The organism is Anaerotignum sp. MB30-C6 (genome assembly GCF_030908465.1).
In the GTDB taxonomy this organism is placed as follows: domain Bacteria; phylum Bacillota; class Clostridia; order Lachnospirales; family Anaerotignaceae; genus Chakrabartyella.
In genome coordinates, this window is the sequence record NZ_CP133078.1 from 1,925,530 (window position 1) to 1,942,252 (window position 16,723).

The 16,723-nt window shown below is 37.5% G+C and carries 11 protein-coding genes; all 11 read right to left on the reverse strand.

Features of this window, described 5'->3' with window-relative positions; translation table 11 throughout:
* Positions 1-776 precede the first annotated feature (776 nt).
* Positions 777-2,168 carry a GntP family permease gene (locus tag RBQ60_RS09515; protein WP_307883449.1) on the reverse strand — a complete coding sequence of 464 codons (1,392 nt, stop codon included), beginning with the start codon at positions 2,166-2,168 and terminating at the stop codon, positions 777-779.
* A 265-nt stretch (positions 2,169-2,433) separates the two neighbouring features.
* On the reverse strand, positions 2,434-3,234 hold the full coding sequence (locus tag RBQ60_RS09520) for an enoyl-CoA hydratase-related protein (RefSeq protein ID WP_307883450.1): 801 nt from the start codon (positions 3,232-3,234) through the stop codon (positions 2,434-2,436).
* 37 nt (positions 3,235-3,271) lie between these two features.
* Complete coding sequence (locus RBQ60_RS09525; RefSeq protein ID WP_307883451.1) at positions 3,272-4,828, reverse strand: acyl CoA:acetate/3-ketoacid CoA transferase; 1,557 nt, start codon at positions 4,826-4,828, stop codon at positions 3,272-3,274.
* A gap of 68 nt (positions 4,829-4,896) precedes the next feature.
* Positions 4,897-5,691, reverse strand: coding sequence for an enoyl-CoA hydratase-related protein (locus tag RBQ60_RS09530; RefSeq protein WP_307883452.1), 795 nt, complete (start codon positions 5,689-5,691; stop codon positions 4,897-4,899).
* Between the two features lie 182 nt (positions 5,692-5,873).
* Entirely contained in the window at positions 5,874-7,283 is a 1,410-nt protein-coding gene (locus RBQ60_RS09535) for a sigma-54 interaction domain-containing protein (RefSeq protein WP_307883453.1), read from the reverse strand.
* Positions 7,284-8,582: 1,299 nt separating this feature from the next.
* On the reverse strand, positions 8,583-10,190 hold the full coding sequence (locus RBQ60_RS09540; RefSeq protein ID WP_307883454.1) for an amidohydrolase: 1,608 nt from the start codon (positions 10,188-10,190) through the stop codon (positions 8,583-8,585).
* Between the two features lie 22 nt (positions 10,191-10,212).
* On the reverse strand, positions 10,213-11,715 hold the full coding sequence (locus RBQ60_RS09545) for a sodium:solute symporter family transporter (RefSeq protein ID WP_307883455.1): 1,503 nt from the start codon (positions 11,713-11,715) through the stop codon (positions 10,213-10,215).
* Positions 11,716-11,717: 2 nt separating this feature from the next.
* Complete coding sequence (locus RBQ60_RS09550; protein ID WP_307883456.1) at positions 11,718-12,236, reverse strand: hypothetical protein; 519 nt, start codon at positions 12,234-12,236, stop codon at positions 11,718-11,720.
* Positions 12,237-12,470: 234 nt separating this feature from the next.
* Positions 12,471-13,088, reverse strand: coding sequence for a TetR/AcrR family transcriptional regulator (locus RBQ60_RS09555; RefSeq protein ID WP_307883457.1), 618 nt, complete (start codon positions 13,086-13,088; stop codon positions 12,471-12,473).
* A gap of 916 nt (positions 13,089-14,004) precedes the next feature.
* Complete coding sequence (locus RBQ60_RS09560) at positions 14,005-14,742, reverse strand: FadR/GntR family transcriptional regulator (protein WP_307883458.1); 738 nt, start codon at positions 14,740-14,742, stop codon at positions 14,005-14,007.
* A 527-nt stretch (positions 14,743-15,269) separates the two neighbouring features.
* Positions 15,270-16,160 (reverse strand): acetamidase/formamidase family protein, encoded by an 891-nt coding sequence (locus tag RBQ60_RS09565; RefSeq protein WP_307883459.1) that lies wholly within the window; start codon positions 16,158-16,160, stop codon positions 15,270-15,272.
* Between the last annotated feature and the right edge of the window lie 563 nt (positions 16,161-16,723).

A 16,723-nucleotide genomic window follows, 5' to 3' on the forward strand; every position in this document is an offset into this window, starting at 1 on the left:
CTTACGTCACCGCCCATTTTCTACGCCATTCTACATATTATTACATCGTTCTACATGCTATATATTATACTTACCCCACAAAAAATTACAATATATCCCTGTATTTTCTAACCAAATCACCCACCAATTTCCCCCTCAATTGTCTTTTGGGATAGTCAGTCATGGCTGTATCCATTCTTCCCCATATAAAAAGCCTTCCACAAGTTCATAGTTGAACCTATAGAAGGCTGGCTGCATAGATGTATCTCTTCCATACGATTAGTTTATACTGCCCTCGTTTTCTCAATACCCCGTGAAGATGCTTCACCTTTCCCTACTTGAACCAGAATTACACAAAGGATAATTTGATGATTTTAATTCTCAGGAGCTTTTACCTCTTTCTTTTAGTTCATGTATCTATAACAAACTTTTTAAAGAGACTTTGTAAACTCAATCAAACGCAACATTCACAAGCTTTATTCATCCATACTATCTATAGTAATTTTATTAAAAAATTACTGCAAATCAAGGATGCTTTACGCACCTTGAGAATTTCCTAACCTAAATTACACTATTATTTAATTTTTCATTTACTTCTATGACTGTTTTCTTTAAATCTTTTAATAAATCTCTTTTAAAATAAGGATAAAGACGTGAGAATCATTCGCTCATGTCTTCTTTTTCGTGCTACGACCCCATATTATCAACAGTAGCCCCTCTAAGTCACTATGACTTAGAGGGGCTACTGCCTAAATTTGAGGTTTAACTCCCCTGTTTTCTGTTACCATGAATTTTCATTAAACAACACCTAGTGTTCCTAAAGCAATTACTACAATCGTTGCAATTAAAGGAATTGCCACTGTTACCATACCAATGTGAACATAGCTTTCTTTATGCGTCATACCTGTAATACCAAGAAGTGTAATTACAGCGCCGTTATGAGGCAAACTGTCTAAACCTCCACAACCAACTGCGGCAACTCTATGAAGAACCTGTATATCAATTCCCTTGGCAATCGCCTGATCCATGAAAGTCTGACCAAATGCTTCAAGCGCAATACTTACGCCACCGGAGGCAGAACCCGTAATACCAGCAAGAACGGAGCTGGAAATTGCTGTAGTAATTAGTGGATTGGATGAGATACCCATTAATGCCCCACCAACGATACCAAAAGCCGCAAGTGTCTTTATAACATTACCGTAACCTACCTCAGATGCTGTGTTCATGATGGCAAGAAGTGAACCTTGAACACCATCTTTCAGCGTACACATAATACCATTTTTAAATCTTTTTACGTTTAATGAAATCGCAACTAGAATTGCTACAACCAAAGATAAAATTAAACTCCAGTTACCTAGTACAGCTGCAGTAGTTGTATTAAACTGTTCTTCTAAATAAGCAAACTCCATTCCTGGGAAAATAGCCTTTGAAAGAACCAAGTTTCCAATTAATACAATTAAAATAGGAATTATTGCCATACCAAATGAAGGTGCTTCACTTAAATCTACAATGTTTAAGTTTTCATTAGGATGAATACCATATCCTTCGCCGGCTTTTTTTGCCTTTGCGGCTCTTGTAACAATCCAAAGAGTGCCACCAAAAAACATGATAATTGATGCTATGATACCTAAAACAGGTGCAGCAAAAAGGTCAGTACCTAAATACTTCATGGGGATAGCATTCTGAATCTGTGGTGATCCTGGAAGGCCTGTCATGGAGAAAGTAAATGTACCCATGGCAATTGCACCTGGTAACAATCTCTTTGGAATATCTGCCTCTCTAAATAAAGCGGCACCAATTGGATAAAGAGCAAATGCGGCAACGAACATGGAAACACCGCCATATGTAATAAGGCCACCAGCAATTACAATTGCCCAGATTTCTTTGCCTTTTCCAACTTTATTAGCAATAAACATAGCAATAGAGTTGGCTGTTCCTGTATCATCCATTACTTTACCGAATAAAGCGCCCAATAAGAATACTGGATAGTAGTTCTTAATATAATTCGCAGCGCTAGACATAAATGTTTCTGTGTATGTAGCCAAAAGATGGGCCTGTCCACCTTCGAAAAGTACGAAAGAGGTAGCAAGTAAAGCTAAAATTGGTGCCAAAAGAATAACTGACCAACCTCTATATGCGAGGTAAATCAAAAGGCACAATGATAATAAAATACCGATTAATCCTAACATTTTTTCCTCCTAATGATTAAAAAGATTATTATTTAGTATAAAAATAGAAAAATAACAAAGAGTCTCTTCTTATTCGTAGATCTCCTTTTCAGTGAATAAGTAATATTGCCTCGTTGCCCTTCACTAAAATAGATTTACAGCGAGGCAATATTAAAATACTACAGCCGCCTTATGCAACGTGTTTTGATAAGGGAACTCCAATCTTTTACACCAAAGCCCATGATTTTAGCATTTCAGTATTAAAGAGGGTAGATACACAAGTTGATTATTTACCTATAAATTGAGCAGGTCTTTTTTCAAGGAAAGCAGCTACACCTTCCACCTTATCTGCTGTTGAAAAAAGAAGTCCAGTTACATCTCTTTCAAGCTCGAGTGCGTTGTCCATATCCATTTCTTTTCCTCTGTTGATCGCAACTTTACACATAGCAATTGCCTTAGGTGCTTTTGTAAGAATTGTCGCCATCATTTCTTTTGCGGAAGAAAGAAGCTCTTCTGGCGCAACCACTTTATTAACAAGGCCAATTGAAAGTGCCTCTTCTGCCTTAATCTGTCTTGCTGTGAAAATAAGTTCTTTCGCAATACCATAATCCACAAGTCTTGTTAATCTCTGTGTTCCGCCGAAGCATGGCATAATTCCAAGGTTCACTTCTGGCTGACCGAAAACTGCTTTTGTGCTAGCAATTCTAATGTCACAAGCCATGGCAACTTCATTACCACCACCAAGGGCATATCCATTTACGGCAGCAATAACTGGCTTTTCAAGTTTTTCAATTGAGCTACAACACATCTGTCCCAGTTCTGAACAATCCCGTCCTCCCATGGCATCAAGAGAAACAAACTGGGTAATGTCTGCGCCTGCAATAAAGCCCTTGCCCTCGGCTGTGATAATAACACCGTTGATGGAATCATCTTCGCCAATGCAGCTCATAATTTTAATGATTTCCTCCATTGTTTCAGCATTCAAAGCGTTTAGTGCCTTTGGTCTATTCATTGTTAAAATGGCAACATTGCCCTCAATTTCAATAATAATGTTGTGAATGGTTTCTTTCAGTTCTACTAATTTCATGAAATCTTTCTCCTTTTGTTAAACTTAAAAAGTCAAATCATTGGTTTCCAAGGCCCATTGGTTCATCCGAGAAAATTCTCTCATCCATGAGCTTTACCTCACCCTCTATTTTGGGAACAAAGCCCATAAGGTCGATAATTTGTGTTTGAATATCAATTCCAGGTGCAACCTCAGTCAGGTATAACCCATCTTTTCTAAGTTCAAAAACAGCTCTTTCTGTTATGTACATAACAGGCTGATTTGTTTTGTTTGCATACTGCCCACTAAAAGTGATATGTTCCACAGCCTCAACAAATTTTCTTTGAGAACCTTCTTTTGTAATGGTCATTTTACAATCTTCTACTGAGGTTTTCAGGCCGCCCGCTGTAAATGTTCCACAGAAGAACACTTTTTTCGCATTCTGCGTAATATTAATAAAACCACCACAGCCTGCAATTCTTGGACCAAATTTACTTACGTTAACGTTTCCATGGCAGTCTGCCTGGGCAAGGCCAAGGAAAGCAAGGTCAACGCCGCCACCATCGTAAAAATCAAATTGATACGGCTGATCCAGAATGCAATCAGCATTCACGCTGCCACCGAAACGAGTACCACCTTGAGGAATACCGCCAACAGGGCCAACCTCAACGGTAAGTGTCATAAAGTCGCCTATGCCTTCTTCATTTGCAACAGAGGAAACATATTCAGGTACACCAATCCCTAAATTCACTACAGTATCTTTTCTCAGTTCCATTGCAGCACGTCTACCGATTATTTTTTTTGCATCCAATTTTAATATTTCAATGCTGTCCGTAGGAACTCGAATTTGCCCAGAAAGACTTGGGTCATATGCATGGTTCAGGCACTGCTGATGCTCCTCTTCCTTCGAAACAACAATCCCATCCACATAAATGCCAGGAATCTTCACAAGCTTTGGATCCAACGTTCCTCCTCGAACCACAGACTCTACTTGAACAATGACCCTACCGCCACTGTTTTTTGTAGCCTGAGCCAAAGAAGTAACTTCAAAGGGTGCCACCTCTTTTTCTAAGGTGATATTTCCGTACTCATCTGCATATGTAGCACGAATAAAACAAATATTTATGGGAAAAGCCTTATAAAAAAGCTGTTCTTTGCCGCCAATTTCAATCAACTCTACCATGTCCTCGGTGGTGACATCATTCAACTTACCACCTTGGTTTCTAGGATCAACAAAAGTATTTAATCCTACATGGGTTATTGTCCCTAACTTATGTGCCGCAATATCTCGGTAAAGCTGACAGAGGGTACCTTGAGGAAAGTTGTACGCCTCGATTTTATTTTCCATAGCCAATTGTCCAAGCTTTGGCGCTAAATTCCAGTGGCCGGCAATCACTCTTTTTGTCATGCCCTCGTGGGCAAAGTGGTCTGCTCCACTGCCATCCCGATTACCCAAACCTGCTGCATAAAAAAGTGTCAAATCCTTGGGATAACCTGTTTCTAAAAACCTTTTTTCAATGGCAATGTTTAATGTTTCTGGCAAACCACAAGATACAAACCCGCTCACACTGATGGTGTCATGATTCTGTACCAACGAAGCCGCCTCTTCTGCACTATAAATTCTAACCTTCTTCATTTATATACCTCGATTCATTTCTCTTTTGAGCTCTTTACCCTAAAACTATACGAAGCCAAATATTATGTTTATCTAAATGCAGGTTTTTCTTTGTTTAAGAATGCGTCCATACCAATCTCTTTATCTTCTGTAGCAAAGCAAAGTCCAACCAAGCCTTTTTCAAATTCCAACGCATTGGTAAGATCTAAGTCTCCACCTTTGTTGATTGCAAGCTTTGCATACTTAATTGCCACAGGAGAAACTTTGAAGATATCCGCCATCATAGCTTTGGCCTCTGCCAACAAGTCCTCATGGGCAACAACTTTATTTACCAAACCATATCTCAAAGCCTCTTCTGCTGAAACGAACTTGCCCGAGTAAATCATCTGTTTTGCAAAACCAGGGCCAATCAGTCTAGGTAATCTCTGGGTACCACCAAAGCATGGAATGATACCAAGGGTTACTTCTGGCTGACCAAACTGTGCTTTTTCCGAAGCAATTCTAATATCACAGCTTAAAGAAAGCTCGCATCCACCGCCCAGAGCATAACCATTCACCGCTGCAATAACTGGCTTTTCAATATCCTCGATTTTATCAAAAGTTGATTGTGCATATCCTGCATAATCCCTACCGTCCTCACTTTTATATGGCTTCATCTGCACAATGTCAGCACCAGCTACAAATGCCTTGCCTTCCCCAGTCAGTATGATACCATATACTTCATCTTCCTTTGCCGCAAAATCAAATATTGCATGAAGTTCATCTAATGTTTGACTATTTAGCGCATTCATAGCCTTTGGTCGATTCATGGTAACAATTAAAATGTTGTTTTCCACTTCGATTTTAATACACTCTAGTTTCGCTGAAAGCTCTTGTAAACCCATAATTAATTCCTCCTTTAATTTCAATGGATTTTAGTTAATTTGTACAATTTTTTAAAACAAATTTTGTATTTTTTTATGTGCACCTCTTAAATGGGCGCAAAAATAACACCAAAATCAATGCATGGAAATTTGCATAATTTTAATGTGTATTTTTGTAATTTAGTTGGTTTTTTTTACTTGGGTCATTTCTCGGGAAATTGCTTAATATGATGTTTCGAAATTTTCTTGTAAATTGCACTGCGATGAATACCCAGCTCATCCGCTGCACTTTGGCAATTCCATTCGCTTCTTGTTAACGCCTCAATAATAATATTCTTTTCATAATCATCCATCATCTGACTTAACTTCTTCCCATCACTTTCTTCAAGGGTTCCAAAGCGGTGTCTGGAAACCATTTTGCTAGGCAAATCCGATAATTGAATAATGAAGTTCTCACACGATGCAAATGCACTTTTTATCACATTATCCAGTTCTCGAACGTTTCCCGGCCAAGAGTAATTTTTAAAACACTCTTTTACCTCTTTTGATAGGGTGATTGCGGTTTTATACTCATTGTTTAGTCTCTTCAAGAAATAATCTGCTAACTCAAGAATATCCTCCTGACGGTCTTTCAATAGAATCATTTCAATATTGATAACATTCAGCCTGTAATATAAATCCTCACGAAATTCTCCATTTTGCATCATTTCATAAAGGTTTTTTCTCGTAGCTGCAATGATTCGAACATCAACAGGAATTGGCTTAGAGCCTCCTATTTTTTCAACTTCCCTTTCCTGTAGAACTCTTAAGAGTTTTGCCTGCATTGCCAAAGGCATATCTCCTATTTCATCAAGAAACAGAGTACCTTTGTTGGCAAGTTCAAACTTCCCTTTTTTCCCGCCTTTTTTTGCTCCGGTAAAAGCCCCCTCTTCATACCCAAATAACTCACTTTCAAGAAGCTCTGCTGGAATCGCTGCACAGTTTATACTAACCATCGGCTTTTCACGTCTATCACTGCTATAGTGAATTGCCGTTGCAAATACCTCCTTGCCCGTTCCCGTTTCCCCAGTAAGAAGTACGGAAAATGATGTTCTTGCGGCTTTTTTGCCCTTCTTTTTTAGCTCCCTGAACGCTGGACTTTCTCCCAGTACTGCATCAAAAGAGCAATAACCCGCATTATTTTTTTTGCGGTATTCTTCTTTATAAAATTCAAACTCAGCATACTCCTGAATCAGCTTTTTGGCTGAGTCCAGAGTCTGAAGCCTAAACTTTACTTGGGCAACCCCTGCGATAACCTTTTTGCTATTATCGTAAACACAGGAACGATTTACCAAAAAGGTAGCATCCTCCACATCATCCCTTTGTTCCTGAAGACGCAAAATGGCGCCTTCTTCTTTGTACGCTTTTTTCATAATATCAAACATCTTTGTGTTTGGTATTATTTCTTTTATACATCTTCCCACTGCTTCTTCTTTCGTGGTTTTCAGGTATTCGCAATACTGATCATTGATATCAGTAATAATCCCTTCCGTGTCGACCACAATAAACCCATCATCTGAAAGACTAAGTATTTCGTCGAATATGTACTTATATCTGTTATCATTGGCTTCCATAAAAATTCTTCCTTTCTATGAAGTCTTAAGCATTACTTCACTTAAAACTAGAAAATAATGATTGACTTATTTGATACAAAGTATGCCCTCCAAAAAACTTACCATGAATTACAGTTGAGAATGTCTCCATTTTGAGAATCAATTCTCCATTTTGAGACATTGTCTCTGATTGGAAACATCTTTCTCCATTTTGGGACAATTAATGCTTTCGTTTCATCATAACATAGAATGAGAGACATTTTTCAAATTTTGAGAAAAATATAGAATTAATGCATTGATTTTCCCCATATAATGCTTGAAAACTATAAGTAATCCCTTATTCTTCTGCCCTTTTAAGTTCTTAGAGCATATCTGACTTTATAATCTGAATAGCCAAATCACCTTTTCCTTTTTTAAAACCTGATTAACAAATTGTGTTTAAAGGATTTCACATATTACCGTCTGAATATACTTTTTCTTTCACCTAATATTAAGAGCAACTTACGTGCCAATAATCTAAAAATAAGTAAAATCCTTAATAAATCTATATTTCTTGTCTATTCTGTGAAATAATTGTCACAACTACATCTTCAGAATTTGTGAATTATTTCATAATAAACTTTTCTTTCAGTTTTTCTCCAATTAAAAATATAAAAACTGTCTCTATTTGGAGAATTTCGTCGAATACCCCTGTTTATTTAATGGTGTTCCCAGTAATCTGCGTAAATTAGATTGATTGGAGACTCTCGTCGATAGAGCGAACTACACAAAGCAGCAGTGATAACTGGGCAACCGTTGGAAAACCATCTTTCTCCTCAGGTACGGTAGCTTACCAGCAATCGTTACTGATGGAGTAACTGACCTTATGTGGCGTAGGGGGCAGATTTTAAAGCCCCTGAAAGGATATAAAGTGTGTAAGCTGGGTGAGCATAAGTAACTCTGGATTTTCTGTGGGCACAGAACTATTCACCTCGAATGCCTACAGCAGTAAGCAGTGCATTAACATATTAATGCAGAATTCTTTTCTCCAAGAGTTGGCGTAGCACTCTTAATTTCAAGTTCCTATAGCTTTGTGACTGTATAAAAAATTTTTACATCTTTCTTTGCCCCTAAAAAAATAGGCTAAGTCTGTCGGTAATTTTAGTTGACCTAAGACTTAGCCATTGTTCCTCAGCTATTAACGCTGCTTTCTCTTTTGTAATGATACCATGTTTCTTATGTATGCTATCCATCTACTGAATCATTTTTTGATTCACATTGATCTGCCCATCCCAAAGCCTTTGTCAATATAGGATTTACACATCCATATTCGTTTTTAGCCTACTTGTTTTCGTATACTATTTTACCATCTATCATCGTAGCTTCTACTTTAATATCCGCAATTTTATCTGGAGAAACATTGTATGGCGACTCTGATAATATCACCAAGTCCGCTAATTTATTTGGCTCAATACTACCTTTTATTTCTTCCTCAAAACTTGCGTAAGCACCATTAATTGTATACATTCTAAGTGCCTGTTTTACATTAACTCTTTCAGACTGAGATATTCGCTGTGATGTTTGTGTAATACGATTCATGGCAATATATATGCCAAATAGTGGGTCAGAGTTTGTAACTGGGCAGTCAGAGCTTCCAGCGGTAATCACTTGATTATCAAACCAACTTTTACAAGTAAACATTTGATTCACACGGTCTTCTCCGTAATTCTTGATATACCCATCCCCGAACTCATAGAAAAATACTGGCTGTGCAATGGGTGTGATATTCAACTTCTTTATCCTACTGATTAAGCTATCATTTACCAATGCGCAATGCTCAATTCGATGTCTATGATTTTCTCTAGGATATTGCAAAAGAGCCTTCTCTATTGCATCTACAACAACTGTGACTGCATTATCACCTACTGCATGACATGTAACTTGGAATCCTGCCTTATGTGCATCTAGTAACACCTGGTCAACCTCATCTGGTGAATAACATAGAATTCCATGATTGCCTTTGTCACTGCAATATTCATCAATAACTGAGGCTGTAGGTGCACTACTACTTCCATCCACCATAAGCTTAATAGGGCCTATTTTAAATTTCTCACTGCCAAAGCCTGTACTGATACCACTGTCGATATAGTTATATACAAAATCCTCGTTGTCAATAAAAGAAAATAGGATAGAATACACTCTTTGTTTTACTATATCTCTTTCTGTTCCTCTTTGCAGTGTTTTCATAAGTAAGGCGCCATATGCCCCTGCTTCATGAACAGAAGTAATTCCTTCTTTTGTCAGCTTATTAGAAACTATTTCCATTCCCTTTAAAAGCTCGGCCTCCGTTGGCAAAGCAATTTTTAGAAGCATATTATGTGCTTTTTCTTTCATAACACCAGTACATTCGCCTTTTTCATTGTGTACGATTTCGCCACCCGCTGGAGATGGTGTACTATCTTCGATGCCAGCCATTTTTAGCGCACAGCTATTATTTGTTGATACATGTCCACAAACCCTAATCAGGAACACAGGATTATCTGGAGCCACTTTATCTAAATCAAACCTTTCCGGGTGCCTTTTTTCATCAAGGAAGTTCTCATTATATCCCCATCCACGAATCCAGGCTCCTTTGGGAACATCTTTTCTGACTTCTTCGATTTTCCTTAAAATATCATCAATACTTTTTACGTTGGGATACCTACAGTCTATTGAAATAGCATTAAAAGCCTGCATTCCGATATGTTGGTGGGAATCGATAAAGCCCGGTACAACGCACTTACCTTCTAAGTCAACAAGTTTTGTATTTTCATTTTTTCTACTTAATATTTCATCTTTTGTTCCTACGGCGACAATTTTATTCCCCTTTATGGCTACAGCCTCTTTCACTTCATCAGCCGCATTGACTGTCAAAATGTCTCCATTGTAATAAATTACATCTATCTCCAATTACATCCCTCTTTCTACAATATTATAAGTCAATAACTGCCTCTAGTTTTTCGTCAAGCTCAGCATCTGGCATACACAAGGATCCTACTACTGTTACTACCAAAGTAATGGCGATTACGTTAACATACCAAGGCAAAGCACCTGGCCATTTCATACCAGTTAAAGACAACAGGTTCAGCACTAAGGCTACCACTAAGGCTAAGCTTACACCTTTTCTGCTGGCTTTTTTCCATAACAGTCCTAAAATAAACGTAGGGAATGTTGCAGTCATCAGCGTTCCCCAACCAAATGTACCTAAGATCGCAACCCCTTCCGCATTTGTTACGGAGAAGTAAATAGATGCAAAACCGATGAAGAACATTACGATTCTACTTATTCTCATCTGCTTTTTCTCGTCAAATGATTTCCCTAAAGCTGCGGGGATATCCCTTGATAAAGCGGTGGCAGAAACGGAAAGATACATACTTGCTGAAGACATTGCTGCCGCAAGCACTGCCGCATATACAAAGAGTTGTGTTGTAAGTCCACAATAGTCAGCAAATAAGAATACTGCTCTGTCTGCTTGCTCTAAAGGTTGAATCTTACCTGTGGCAACGAGATATAATACACTAAACCCAACAACGATTGAAACTGCAGCAATAACCATGTGTGAAAGACAGTTGTAAAATGCAGTTTTAGGTATTTCATTAGGATCTTTCAAAGCATAAATTCTAGAAATAACCTGGGGTTGTCCTATCGTACCAACAATGGGAATAAATACCCATGCAAACACCGATGCTGGTGCACTGGTTCCCCATGCATTCATTAAGTTTGGTGTAAATTCTTTCGTTACTCCATTGGCAGTCACTGTATCCACATTTGAGACTGCATCAACAATAACCTCAAATCCACCAGTTATTTTGAAGAAGGATATAATAATGATTATCCCCGCAATTACCATAACCAATCCTTGGAAAGTTTGGGTCATAATACCACCAACTTCACCGCTTATTGACATGTATATTGTTAAAATACCAAAAATAATCAATCCGGCAACCAGTGGATTCCAACCCATAAGATGAGTAAGAAGCTCTGCGCCTGCCTTAATCTGGGATGCCAGATATGCAACACAACCAAGAAGTAAAATAATTGACATTACCCCTTTAATCAGTCTGCTGTTATTAAATCTCAAGTCTGTAATGTCACCTAATGATGATACACTTCCTACTTCTGCCATAGCCCTAACCCTTTTTGCTAGTAGAATAAAAGCAAAAGGTCCAGCGCAGGAAGTCATCATCCAAAGACCCATACTATTTCCGTTTGCATATACCAATCCATTCACACCTACAATAGCAAATGCACTAACAATACCTGCCATACTAGATAGACCGATTGCAAATGAGCCAAACATTCCTGTACCGCCATAATATGCCTGAGAACTTGTAACCTTTTTCTTCCCGATAATCCCGATTAAGAAGGATACGGCAATCATAGACAAAGCAAATGCCAATATCAGAATTCTTGAACCGCTTGAAATATCCGCCATAATTAATTACCTCCTTTGCCGATACTGTTCGCAATATTTTCATTCATATGTACATTCGTGCTATGTTTTCCAGCACTTTGTTTCTTTTTCATCTGTTCAATTTTCTTTTTAAAGTCATCCCACTCATCTGGTGACAACCATTCCTTCCTTAGTAACATAAAACCAAGGGAAATTGTGACAACGCCACCGAACCAGTAACAGAAAACAACCATTGCAAATGATGGATGCATTCCTAAAATAGTAAACGTTGGCTGAATATCCAAGAACATCACTGCAAAATGCTGTGCTGCCCAAAATCCTACTGCCCAAAGAACTGCCCAAATAAGAATAGGGTAACAAAAGAATTTTTTGGATAATACACCCTTTTTCGAGCTTCCTAAGCATAAATAAATTGCCATAATAAGAATACCGCTCCAAATGGCCTCAATAAAACGCTCATTCCATGCTAGAATGCAACATACTACCCATAATATAGTTGATACTATAATAAGTGTAGACTGCATTTTATCAGTAATTTTCATATTATTCCTCCTTTTTTTTGCATAAAAAAAACAGTAGTGTTTATACGTTTTAACAACATTACATGTACATGATTTAATAAATACCTTCTGTCAATAAAAATATAAATATGTCCGGAAATATTTATATCTTGACGTTTGGATATTATTTTCCAATAAAAATGATTATTATTGGATTTATTAAAACACAATTGTGTTAAAAACAATAAAAATACTACTGCATTCATTAGAAAGCCTTTATTTCACTACTATGTTGGCCTTGATTTCAAGAGAAATTGCATCAATAAACGTTTGTATTACTTCCTCAAAAATGTCGTCACCAATTTCATCTTTATGATAGATAAGGTAACTCAAAGAACGCATCATGCCCGATAAAATTTCTTCTCTTATATTTAGTTCGATTTCCTTGTCTTTTGTCCAACTTCTGAGTAGCTCAATTAAAACTGATTTATTTAATTCACTAAAATCAATCAATCCTTGTCTTCCGTATTTATCACTTATATGTTCTAGGGTATCACGATTATAGATTATACTAAGCACAGGATTTTCCATAAGATTTTTTCGGTTTTCTTTAATGTATAAGACAACTAAGTCTTCTAAGTTTCCATTCATATTCTTATATTTTTTAAGCAAATGTTCCTGTAATTTCGTCCATTCCCTTGCGTATATATCAACAAATAATGCACCTTTTGATTTATAAAAACTATAAAAGGTTCCTTTTCCGATGTTAGCCGCTTCTGTTATATCTTGAATTGTAATTTTTACAAATCCATATTTTACAAAAAGTTCTTCCGCTTTGTCTAAAATAAGCTGTCTTTTTTCTTCTCGTTCTTTTTCTGAAAACGGTCTCCCCATATATAAACCTCCATATTTCCCTATATTTGTAAAATCAGTTAAATATAAATAGTTTATCATTTAAAAAATTATAGGTCAACTATCGTAAAACAAATATTAAACAATTAACGCTATGACCCATGACCATTTTCGTTCTCTAGTCTTAGTATACCTACTTTTTTTGAAAAAAGCAATGACTACTCACAAAAATATTCACAGTTTTTTTTATTTTTTTTAGATATTACTTCCAATTACAGCTTGTTCTCAACAGAAATCAGACTCACTTTGTAAAAATAGTCTCCTTTTTTCGTGGCTACTTTGCCTTTGTTCTATGACTATTGCTAACACATGTTAACGGGTTTATCGCTTATCTATCTCTTGTCATATATCATCTGTTTTTGCATTAATTAATGAATGGGACAGCATAGCACTGCCTTTTTTGCGTAACCGTTGAATACAAGGAAAAAAGAAAGGTGGATCATGATGTATCATCTCCGCCATACCGTTCAATATGTCAAGCACGCATGAGAAGTTTCCGAAGCACTGACCTTTTAAATATCAGCACAAAAATGGGAACATTTCTGCAGTCGGACGTCTTCCCATGCAATCTCTGGTATACTACCCTGATAGTTCAATGCAATTAGAATTATAAAAAAGAAGTGCCTCAAAAAAAGATACACTAGCTTGTATTCGCTAGATAGCATTTATTGAGGCACTTACATTTACTTAAAGTAGTCACAGTTATTTTATTGCACTAGTAGAAACAGCATAGGATTTTGAATTCGCTCCACCAATGGCATAGATGGCATTCCCAATACTATTGTATGAAAACTTTTATTTAGTTTATAACTTACAAAGGAAGATTCACAATTTCAAAATAATTGCTCACTCTCCTTAGTTCTTAGCTGTCGAATACACGTATCAATTCCTTCCAACCTTAAGTTTCTTTAGGTGTGACACTATGAAAGATTTTATGGACTTTATCATTATATCTGACATCACGTTTTATTACTTCCAATGAACGCTTATTCCGCTCACGCCCCCAGAAACAGGCTCTATAGGAGTCACGCTCCAACAATGCCTCGATCAAATACCGGTCATACTCCAGCACCTCTTTGTATAAACCACTATCCACAATTAGCATATAATCCATAGTGGTTAGAACTTTTAACAGCATCATACTTAAGTCAGCAACTAAGGCATTGCCTGATAGTCTAACTAGCCTTATGCCGAATGAGGACTCATACATGAATTTATCCTGCAAAGACAACTTTGCGTAATTTTCATACATATCTGCATTAAGACTTTGCAGTTCCTCTAATTCCGACAAATCTTTTTTACCTTTCAAGCTAAAACAAGCATAGTGACATATTGCTTCAAAAAGCTCAAAAATTTCTCTAGTAGAGTATTTTGCACTTTCAAATTTTTGCTCCTTTGTAAAAAAAGGCTCTGCCGTTACATAAATACCGCTGCCTTGACGACTATATACAAGCCCCTCTCCCTCTAAAACCTTTATTGCTTCTCGCACTACAATGCGACTTACGCAATATATGGTTTCCATTTGTTGCAGGGTTGGTAGCTTATCTCCTGGCTTTATTGCCCCTTGCTCTATCGATTGTCTAAGGGTTCCAACTATGATATCTACGGCAGTTAAGTCAAGTCCCATTTGTTTCATAAATTCACCTACTCCATTTGTTACTGTAATATAAATTTTATACTATTTTCAGTCAATTTAGCAAGGGCTACTATCAACATATCAAAAACTAACTTCCCGAACATGAAAAGATGGCAACTGGAGCATTCATACAAGTCTTAAAGCAGTTTTGAGATAGTCCTTAGAGGGGAATGAAGATCCTCCTGCCACTATGTGATATAAGCTCTCTCGGATAACCTTACTGGCCAAGTGGCGAGATAGCTAGCTGCTTATCCGCTCCTATCTGTATGGGTATACAAATCTGAGGGCTATATCGGACGAAATTCTCCATAAAAAAACTCCTTATTTACTAAGTTGTAGACGACTTAGTCTTACTCTTCCAAAGTTCACTGCTAATTTCCCTAGATTATACAGGTTCTTGATCCTTCATTCATGGAAAGCTTTTTCTCATGACTTGTTTCATTCTTGCCTTGAATGTCAATTTTTTAGTGTATATCCAAGAAAAATGCGCCTTGAGAGCCCTTCTCTAGACGCATTTTTTTACTGTTTTACTTTATAAGCTCTTTTCCGGGTAGCTTGGGCACACCGATTCTCAGGTTAACCATGTCACCATGAACGGGACGTGTACCTTGGTTGATTTCCATGGAGCCTTGGAGGGACAAATAGATGAATATATCTGTAACATCCCAATCATAGGCAGGCTGCATTAACCTTGCCATCTCGCTGCAGCCGATGACAAGGGATTCATCATAATCTTTGCCTCTGGAGTTTACATACCACCATCCATCGGTTTCCGTTACAGGCCAATTCAGTTCAAAATTTTTAATCAGATGGGTTTTAACCATAATCTCACCGCTGACTTCTATGCCTGTACCGCAAACTTCTCCATCTCCCATTGTGGCATGGATATCACCCATCTGTAACAGCCCGCCGGGAACACGAACGGGCAAATATACCCTTGCACCTTTACAAATCTTATTACTGTCCATGTTGCCGCCGTGGTTGTGAGCAAATCCACAACCCATGGAACCTTCTGCAGGAGCTGTACCAATTACACCAACCATAGGGTTTATAGGCCACTGCACATCATTAAAGCAAGCGTATCCACCTTCAATGGGTATCTTTCTTGTGCGAGGCTCTGCCAAGTGATGAAGAGGGCCGACCCCAGGTATGGAACAAGCAAAACCTGCCTTGTCCACATCTATGTTGAGAATATCTACTACCAACACATCTCCAACCTCTGCACCTTCAATATATACCGGTCCTGCAGTAGGGTTAGTATGATCCAAATTGATTTCGTCCATAAGCTGACTTTCGCTTTCAATTTGGCATCCAAAGCAATCCTGAGTTTTGAATAGCAAAGGCTCTCCTACCTTAGCGGTTGCAACAGGTTTGTTATCCCGAGAAAACGTGTACTCACTACCATTGATGATTTTCATTTTTCATTTCTCCTTATGTAATGTTATTTTGGTTAAACCAATTATTCAAAGCCTTCAGTGGTTTGAGGCTTATTCTCAAGTTTCATGTTACAGCCCCTTACAATACATTTGATGCGGGGCCTGATTTTCCCAATGGAGGGAATTTGTTCCCCTATCTCATTCTTCGTTTTACTTCAATGTTTTCAATATAAAAAATTATAAAGGAACACCAAGCAGGCAAAAAAAGATAAGTTAACCAAAAATATGGATATAGGGTGTAATACAGCGGTAACGATCAGGCAATATCTACATGACCTTCTACAAGTTCTGCTATGTAAACAAGAATATGTAACATACGGTATAGGAGGTACAGTTATAAATACAAGTATACGATAATTACCATATCTTTTTGGGATTTGTTTTCACTATCTATGATTAGATCGGTTAAGCAATAGAACAAGAGAATACTACTAGCTGTGGTTTATGCCTATCATTAAGAAAAAAGATAAATGTATCCCAAAATCCAAGAATCCTTGTGCTGACGATTGATGCTCCCAGGAACCATATCTGATCATTAGGATAAC

Coding starts and splice junctions, on each gene's coding strand:
- RBQ60_RS09515 (WP_307883449.1), bottom strand. CDS start 2,168: ATGTTAGGATTAATCGGTATTTTATTATCATTGTGCCTTTTGATTTAC.
- RBQ60_RS09520 (WP_307883450.1), bottom strand. CDS start 3,234: ATGAAATTAGTAGAACTGAAAGAAACCATTCACAACATTATTATTGAA.
- RBQ60_RS09525 (WP_307883451.1), bottom strand. CDS start 4,828: ATGAAGAAGGTTAGAATTTATAGTGCAGAAGAGGCGGCTTCGTTGGTA.
- RBQ60_RS09530 (WP_307883452.1), bottom strand. CDS start 5,691: ATGGGTTTACAAGAGCTTTCAGCGAAACTAGAGTGTATTAAAATCGAA.
- RBQ60_RS09535 (WP_307883453.1), bottom strand. CDS start 7,283: ATGGAAGCCAATGATAACAGATATAAGTACATATTCGACGAAATACTT.
- RBQ60_RS09545 (WP_307883455.1), bottom strand. CDS start 11,715: ATGGCGGATATTTCAAGCGGTTCAAGAATTCTGATATTGGCATTTGCT.
- RBQ60_RS09550 (WP_307883456.1), bottom strand. CDS start 12,236: ATGAAAATTACTGATAAAATGCAGTCTACACTTATTATAGTATCAACT.
- RBQ60_RS09555 (WP_307883457.1), bottom strand. CDS start 13,088: ATGGGGAGACCGTTTTCAGAAAAAGAACGAGAAGAAAAAAGACAGCTT.
- RBQ60_RS09560 (WP_307883458.1), bottom strand. CDS start 14,742: ATGAAACAAATGGGACTTGACTTAACTGCCGTAGATATCATAGTTGGA.
- RBQ60_RS09565 (WP_307883459.1), bottom strand. CDS start 16,160: ATGAAAATCATCAATGGTAGTGAGTACACGTTTTCTCGGGATAACAAA.